6 protein-coding genes and 1 pseudogene are annotated in these 6,786 nt (G+C 63.2%); 5 read left to right on the top strand and 2 right to left on the bottom strand.

Features of this window, described 5'->3' with window-relative positions:
* The 4 genes and pseudogenes from EN786_RS29910 to EN786_RS29895 all read left to right on the top strand — a co-directional run.
* Positions 1–102: pseudogene (locus tag EN786_RS29910) on the top strand (IS110 family transposase); the annotation flags it as partial.
* 112 nt (positions 103–214) lie between these two features.
* A complete protein-coding gene (locus tag EN786_RS29905) occupies positions 215–772 on the top strand; it encodes an RNA polymerase sigma factor (protein ID WP_128346821.1) in 558 nt (185 codons plus the stop codon).
* Positions 773–774: 2 nt separating this feature from the next.
* The gene (locus tag EN786_RS29900; protein WP_127311764.1) at positions 775–2,928 is read left to right on the top strand and encodes a VWA domain-containing protein; all 2,154 of its coding nucleotides are present in this window, start codon (positions 775–777) and stop codon (positions 2,926–2,928) included.
* Between the two features lie 389 nt (positions 2,929–3,317).
* Complete coding sequence (locus tag EN786_RS29895) at positions 3,318–3,503, top strand: hypothetical protein (RefSeq protein WP_245478450.1); 186 nt, start codon at positions 3,318–3,320, stop codon at positions 3,501–3,503.
* Positions 3,504–3,527: 24 nt separating this feature from the next.
* Here EN786_RS29895 and bmt read toward each other — a convergent pair whose 3' ends face one another.
* Together bmt and EN786_RS29885 are read right to left on the bottom strand one after the other, a co-directional pair.
* On the bottom strand, positions 3,528–4,544 hold the full coding sequence (gene bmt / locus EN786_RS29890) for a betaine--homocysteine S-methyltransferase (protein ID WP_127286743.1): 1,017 nt from the start codon (positions 4,542–4,544) through the stop codon (positions 3,528–3,530).
* A gap of 89 nt (positions 4,545–4,633) precedes the next feature.
* Positions 4,634–5,476 carry a helix-turn-helix transcriptional regulator gene (locus EN786_RS29885; protein WP_127286744.1) on the bottom strand — a complete coding sequence of 281 codons (843 nt, stop codon included), beginning with the start codon at positions 5,474–5,476 and terminating at the stop codon, positions 4,634–4,636.
* A 227-nt stretch (positions 5,477–5,703) separates the two neighbouring features.
* On the opposite strand from EN786_RS29885, the gene EN786_RS29880 reads away from it, so the two are divergent.
* Complete coding sequence (locus tag EN786_RS29880; RefSeq protein ID WP_189340751.1) at positions 5,704–6,714, top strand: fatty acid desaturase; 1,011 nt, start codon at positions 5,704–5,706, stop codon at positions 6,712–6,714.
* Positions 6,715–6,786 lie beyond the last annotated feature (72 nt).

Below are 6,786 nucleotides of genomic sequence, written 5' to 3'. Positions count from 1 at the left end.
GTCGGCAAGCCGAAGATCGTCGCCGTCGTGGCCGTCATGCGAAAGCTGCTGACCATTCTCAACGCCATCATCCGCGACCAAAAACCATGGCAAACAGCTTGACAGCCAAGACAGTCGCTCTCCCCGTGAACGGGGAGAAGGAAAAGCGCTGCGGCAAAAAAATCTTTCCATAACCCCAAGGATTGGCCATTAGCCTTCGTCCAACAGGCAAATGATGGCGATGATGCTGGACGAGGGCGAAGCCTCCGACGCCGAATTGGTCGGGCGGGCGAAGGGCGGAGACAGGGGTGCTTTCGGCAAATTGCTCGAAAGGCACTACGGCTTCGTCTATCGCGCTGCCTATCGCTGGTGCGGCAGGAAGGCGGACGCCGAGGACATCGCCCAGGAAGTCTGCGTCCGGCTCGGCCGGGCGATCCGCGACTATCATGGCAAGGGCGCCTTCACGACGTGGCTCTACACCATGACGCTGAACGCAGCGCGCGACATGATGCGCAAGAGCGCCCGCGACACCCGCAAGGCCGAGGCCTACGGCGCCTACGCGCTGATCGCGGGAGAGGCGGCGGAACCCGAGGACCCCGCCGAAGCGCTATGGGCGGCGGTGCGCAAGCTGCCGGACAAGCAGCGCGATGCGGTGCTGCTCGTCTATGGCGAGGGGCTCAGCCACGCGGATGCTGCCGAGGCGCTGGCGATCTCGGAGACGACGGTTTCCTGGCACATCCATGAAGCGAAGAAACGGCTGAAGACGTTGATGCGTTCAGCCGGGGAAGTGTGACCATGGTCGACGACAACGAACTCGAGAGGCTGCGCAACATTACGGCACCGACGCCGGACGCCGAGGCGAAGGCGCGCGCGCTGGCAGCAGCCATGCAGGCTTTCGACGAGCAGGAAAAAATCTTCGCCGCCGCCCAAGGATCGGCCGGCGGGCTTCGTCTCACAGAGCGGGTACAAAAGCTCTGGAGAGAGATCATGCAAAAGAAACTGATCGCCACGCCGGCCATTGCCGGGCTCGTCGCCCTGCCGATCGCCGGATACGCCACCTTGCAGATGCTGAGGGAGGCGCCGCCGCAGATCGGCGGCGATGAGAAGATCACCGAGACGCTGGCCGACAAGCCGGCAACCAACGGGCAGGCAACCAACGTGCCGGCGACCAACGCGCCGGCGACTAAAGTGCCGGCGACGCTGAAGCCGGTTGCCGAGGCCGACAAGCAGAAGAAAGACACCGATAGTGAAAGCCGCGGTTTGAACGAGGTGCTGGTCGCGCCGGCACAGCCGCCGAAGTCCGAAGCGGAGAAGGCCGGCGGCCTGGTCCGGCAGGATGCGCTCCAGCGCACCGAGCCGGCGCCTGCGCCGACCGTCAGTGGCCAGCTCTCCCTCGATGGCGGCGCCGCGGCTCCCGCCGATGTCGCACGCGGCGGCCCGGTGCCGGGCACCGCCGCCGAATCCAAGCTGATGGCGCAGCCGTCCACGCTGCCTGCCGACCAATTGCTGCCGCAGGAGGAAAACCGCGACCGCGTCGAGGATTTCAAGACCAACCCGGTGCATGCCGCGCTCGAGGACCCGGTCTCGACCTTCTCGATCGACGTCGACACCGCCTCCTATTCCTTCGTGCGGCGCTCGCTGAAGGAAGGCTACCTGCCGCAGGCCGACACCGTGCGCGTCGAAGAGATGATCAACTACTTCCCCTACGACTGGAAGGGACCGGATGCGGCCTCGACGCCGTTCAACTCGACCGTCAGCGTCATGCCGACGCCGTGGAACGGGCACACCAAGCTGATGCACGTCGCCATCAAGGGGTTCGACGTCAAGGCGACCGAGCAGCCCAAGGCCAATCTGGTGTTCCTGATCGACGTGTCGGGTTCGATGAACGAGCAGGACAAGCTGCCGCTGCTGCAGTCGGCCTTCCGTCTGCTGGTCAGCAAGCTGAAGCCGGACGACACCGTCTCGATCGTCACCTATGCGGGCGATGCCGGCACGGTGCTGATGCCGACAAAGGTTGCCGAGAAGGATAAGATCCTGTCGGCCATCGACCATCTGCAGCCTGGCGGCTCGACGGCGGGCGAGGCGGGGATCCGGGAAGCCTACAAGCTTGCCCAGCAATCCTTCGTCAAGGATGGCGTCAACCGTGTGATGCTCGCCACAGACGGCGACTTCAATGTCGGCCAGACAGACGACGACGACCTGAAGCGGTTGATCGAGCAGGAGCGCAATACCGGCGTCTTCCTGTCGGTGTTCGGCTTCGGGCGCGGCAATCTTAACGACCAGATGATGCAGACCATCGCGCAAAACGGCAACGGCACCGCCGCCTATATCGACACGCTCGCAGAGGCCGAGAAGGTCCTGGTCGAGGATGCGTCCTCGACGCTGTTCACTATCGCCAAGGACGTCAAGATCCAGGTCGAGTTCAATCCGAACAGGGTCTCGGAATACCGCCTGATCGGCTATGAGACCCGCGCGCTCAACCGCGAGGATTTCAACAACGACCGCGTCGATGCCGGCGATATCGGCTCGGGCCATTCGGTGACGGCGATCTACGAGATCACGCCGAAGGGCAGCGGCGGCGAGCAGATCGACCCGCTGCGCTACGGCCAGGCAACGGTCAACAATGGCGGCGTCGCCAATGCCGACGAATATGCCTTCGTCAAGATCCGCTACAAGCTGCCGGACGAGGACACCTCGAAGCTGATCACCACGCCGGTGACGTCGGCCAACGAAGTCCAGTCCTTCGACCAGGCCGGCACCGACCAGCGCTTCTCGGTCGCGGTCGCGGCGTTCGGCCAGAAGCTGCGCGACGAGGATGCGACCGCGAAGTTCGGCTACGACAAGATCATGGAGATTGCCACCGCCGCCCGAGGAGCCGACCCGTTTGGCTACAGGTCGGAATTCCTGTCGCTTGTGCGCCTTGCCTCGGCGCTGGGCGGTAACCGGTAGTGGCAATAACGGCCGGTTCCTTTCAGACGGGGATCGTTCTGATACGGGGAACCGGCCACGGGCGGGTGAGGCAGGCCGGCGAGGGGAACCTTGCCGGCCTTTTTTCGGATCTGTTGATATTCGGGTGAGGCCGGCCTGCAAATGGAGGTTTCCTGGCTCGGCCTGACCTGAATCTCAATAGATCCTGAACCCGGCTCCCTTTTCGGCAGATCGTTAAATTGCGAGCCTTTTCAGGAATATGATCGCAATTCCCTCTTGTTACGAAAAGCTAATACACGGGCTTGTGGGGGCCGGAAGTGCTGATCAGAGACATTGCGAATTCAACGCCGGCTGCAAGGGACGTTCAGTCGACCGCCTCGCAGGCGCCGTCGGCGGAATCCCGGCGCATCATGAATGATGTCGAGGCGGCCAGGAACACCGCGAAGTCGGCCCTGAACAATGACCGCTTCCGCGTCATGCTGGAGCAGATCAGCGATCCCCGCGCATCGGGCGCCTTGATGAGCATGGGCAGCGACACAGGCAGCGCCACCGATTTCAACACGGCGCTGTCGCGCTACGCCGAAAACAGCGAATAATCGAAACGGCGACCGATCAAACGGTCAGGCGCGGCCGCGACGGCGTTCGCGGCGGGCCTCGCTGGTCTCGGCGGTGTTTGCGGTAGCCACCTTGTTGCGCATCGGGCCGATGCGCTCGACGATCGTCTCGATGGTCGGCCGGCTCGATTTGGTGTGCGCGTCGAGAGCCTTGCGCATGGCGGCAAGATGCTGGAACGAGGTGCCGCAGCAGCCGCCGACGATCTTGGCGCCGGCATCGACGGCGAGCCGGACATAGTCGGCCATCAGTTCCGGCGTGCCGGAATAGTGGATCTCGGTGCCGCGGAATTCCGGAATGCCGCAATTGCCCTTGACGATCACCGTCGCCTCCGGCCTGGCCTCGGTCATGTCGAGCAGCGAGGCAAGGATGTCGGACGCGCCGACCCCGCAATTGGCGCCGACGCCGAGCGGATCTTGCGACAGCCCGTCGACGACGCCGTGGATGTCCTTGGGCAGCAGGCCCATCATGGTGCGGCCGGCGGTGTCGAAAGAGCCGGTATAGGTGTAGGGCAGTCCGACGCGGATCGCGGCTTCGGCGGCGGCGCGGATCTCGTCCGGCGCCGACATGGTCTCGATCCACGCGACTTCGGCGCCGCCCGCCTTGAGGCCTTCGATCTGTTCGGCGAAGGCGTCGACCGCCTCGTCATAGGTCATGGCGCCGAGCGGCACCAGCAATTCGCCGGTCGGGCCGACCGAGCCGGCGACGATCACCTTGCGGCCGGACTTGTCGGCCACCGCGCGCGCGATCTCGGCGGCGCGCTTGTTCAGCGCATGCACGCGGTCCTGCGCATGATGCAGCTTCAGTCGGTGGCGGGTGCCGCCGAAGGAGTTGGTCAGGATGATGTCGGCGCCGGCGTCGACGAAGTTCTGGTGCAGGCTGGCGATGGTGTCGGGCGCGGTCTCGTTCAGCAGCTCCGGCGCCTCGCCTGCTTCCAGGCCCATGGCGAACAGATTGGTGCCGGTAGCGCCATCGGCGAGCAGCACGCCCTTTTCGGCAAGCAGTGCCTCGATCGGATTGGTCATGATGACATACGCCTTACTGAGTTCTTTGTTGAGATAAGGATATAAAGAACTCTTTATATGTCGTCAATCTCAAAGCCGGTCCTCAGCCATCAAAATCGCAGCTCGGCCAGCCTTTGCGCGAAGCTCGCCGCCTCATGCGCATTGATGTCGGCGGCGCGGATCAGATTGTCGAAATGGCTGGTCAGCGTGCGGATCGGCTGGGGGGCGTTGAGCACCAGATACATGTCGCCGACATAGATCGCGGCGCGGTAGGGTCCGAAGATGGTGTAGGGGATCGAATAGCGCATGCGCCCGTCATAGAGATACAGGCGAAAGGTCGGATAGAGGTCGTCGAGCAGCGTTGCCATGTGCAGAAGCTGCTGGCGGCGGTCGGCCTCGGGAAAGCGGTCCCAGACGCCCAGCCCGCGCGCGAAGATCTCCAGCGTGTGGCGCGGCATGCAGACCTCCATGTCGGTCTCAGGGCGCCTGGTGTAGTCGATGCGGTATTGGGTCTCGCCCGCCTGGGCCTCGCGGCTCTTGTTGGTGATGTTCGCCTCGTAGTCGACCAACGCCTCGGTGCGCAGCAGGTCCGGAATGCCAGCCGGCACGTAGCGGATTTTCGTTCCCGCCGCTTCGGAGTGCCATTTGGCGAGCAACGTGCGGTCGAAGCCGTCGGGCGCTTCCTCGATCTCCAGGCTCTCGCGGATTTCGCCGGTGACGCCTTCGTCATGGCTCAGCCCCAGCAGCCAGTCGAGCGACACTTTGAACTCGGCAGCGATGTTGAGCAGCGTCTCGGCGCGGGGCAGTCGGGTCGACGTCCCGGAGAGCAGTTGCGAGAGTGCCGAACGGTCGATGCCGACCGCTGTCGCGAAAGCCGACTGGTTCAGGTCCGAGCGTGTCAAGAGCAATTTCAAACGGTCCCGGAAGAGGGTCGACAGATCGCGCTTGTCCATGACGCTGCTCCTGCTTCGGAGAGGAAAAATTTGCGCCGTAGCCGCATTGAACGTGGCTCAGGCGGAAATGAATCCGCTGTTTGTTTACAATGTATAACATATGCGGCTGAAAATGCGCACTCGCAACAGTTTGTGCGCTTTGTCGCGTTGCGGCAACGACAGGCTCCTGACACAATCTTGTCAGGAATCAAGGTGGTTCCGGCGACTGGAGGGCAGTGGTCGATCGCATGGCAAGCATGACTAAGAGACGTAGCAGTGCAGCGGCTATCGAATGGCCGACCGTGTTCCTCGCATTTTTTTGCTACGGCGCCTGGCTTGCCACCGGCTTCCTGCTTTGGCCATCTTACCCACTTCTGGCTCTCGCGGCCCTGGCATTGATAGCGGCACTGCAATCGTCGCTTATGCACGAAGTGCTGCATGGCCATCCGACACGCAACGCGCGGATCAATGAAGCTTTCGTCTTCCTGCCGATCGGCATGGTATGGCCATTCCGCCGCTTCAAGACGATCCATCTTCGCCACCATGCCGACGAGCGGCTGACCGATCCGCTCGACGATCCGGAGAGCTACTACCAGGCGCTCTGGATGCATGAGGAATTGCCGCCGGCAATGAAACTCCTGCTGAAGATCAACAACACGATGGTCGGCCGCCTCATCCTCGGTCCGTGGCTGTCGTCGATCGGTTTCTTCATCGACGACGCCAAGCAGATCGCAGCCGGCGACAAGGCGATCCGCAAGGCATGGCTGCTGCACGCCGCCGGCCTTGCCATGGTCGTGCCGATCATGACGTACGGCTTCGGCATTCCGCTGTGGCTCTACATTCTGGTGCCGGTTTGGCTCGGCCAGTCGATGATTTCGATCCGCACCTATGCCGAGCATCAGTGGTCGGAACATCCGGAAGGGCGCACGGTGATCATCGAGCGCTCGCCGCTGTCCTTCCTGTTCCTCAACAACAATCTGCATTTCGTTCATCACAAGAGCCCGACGGTTGCCTGGTACCGGCTGCCGAAGCTGTTCCGCGACCGCCGCGAGGAATGGCTGCGGATGAACAACGGCTATGCCTATCCGAACTATTTCGCGCTGCTCAAGGCGCATGCCTTCAAGGCCAAGGAGCCGATCGTCCATCCGGTGCTGCGGCGCGCGCCGGAGCCGGGTCGGGCATTCAAGCCGCGTGTCCGGGCGCGCAGCATCAATGGCCTTGGCAGCGCCCCGGTTCCGGCCGAGCCGCCAAAGGAATGATCCCGGTATAGCCGCCACGCGTCATCTATGCTGCGGGCGGCTCGCGTCCGCGATCTTGTCAATTTTCCAGAA

The organism is Mesorhizobium sp. M4B.F.Ca.ET.143.01.1.1 (assembly GCF_004792275.1).
Taxonomy (GTDB): domain Bacteria; phylum Pseudomonadota; class Alphaproteobacteria; order Rhizobiales; family Rhizobiaceae; genus Mesorhizobium; species Mesorhizobium abyssinicae.
Note: the sequence above shows the minus strand (reverse complement) of the source record. Positions and strands in the feature narration are given on the sequence as shown.

Bases quoted from the DNA above. Each gene is read 5' to 3' on its own strand.
- EN786_RS29905 (WP_128346821.1), top strand. From the start codon at position 215: ATGGCGATGATGCTGGACGAGGGCGAAGCCTCCGACGCCGAATTGGTC.
- EN786_RS29900 (WP_127311764.1), top strand. From the start codon at position 775: ATGGTCGACGACAACGAACTCGAGAGGCTGCGCAACATTACGGCACCG.
- EN786_RS29895 (WP_245478450.1), top strand. From the start codon at position 3,318: ATGAATGATGTCGAGGCGGCCAGGAACACCGCGAAGTCGGCCCTGAAC.
- bmt (WP_127286743.1), bottom strand. From the start codon at position 4,544: ATGACCAATCCGATCGAGGCACTGCTTGCCGAAAAGGGCGTGCTGCTC.
- EN786_RS29885 (WP_127286744.1), bottom strand. From the start codon at position 5,476: ATGGACAAGCGCGATCTGTCGACCCTCTTCCGGGACCGTTTGAAATTG.
- EN786_RS29880 (WP_189340751.1), top strand. From the start codon at position 5,704: ATGGCAAGCATGACTAAGAGACGTAGCAGTGCAGCGGCTATCGAATGG.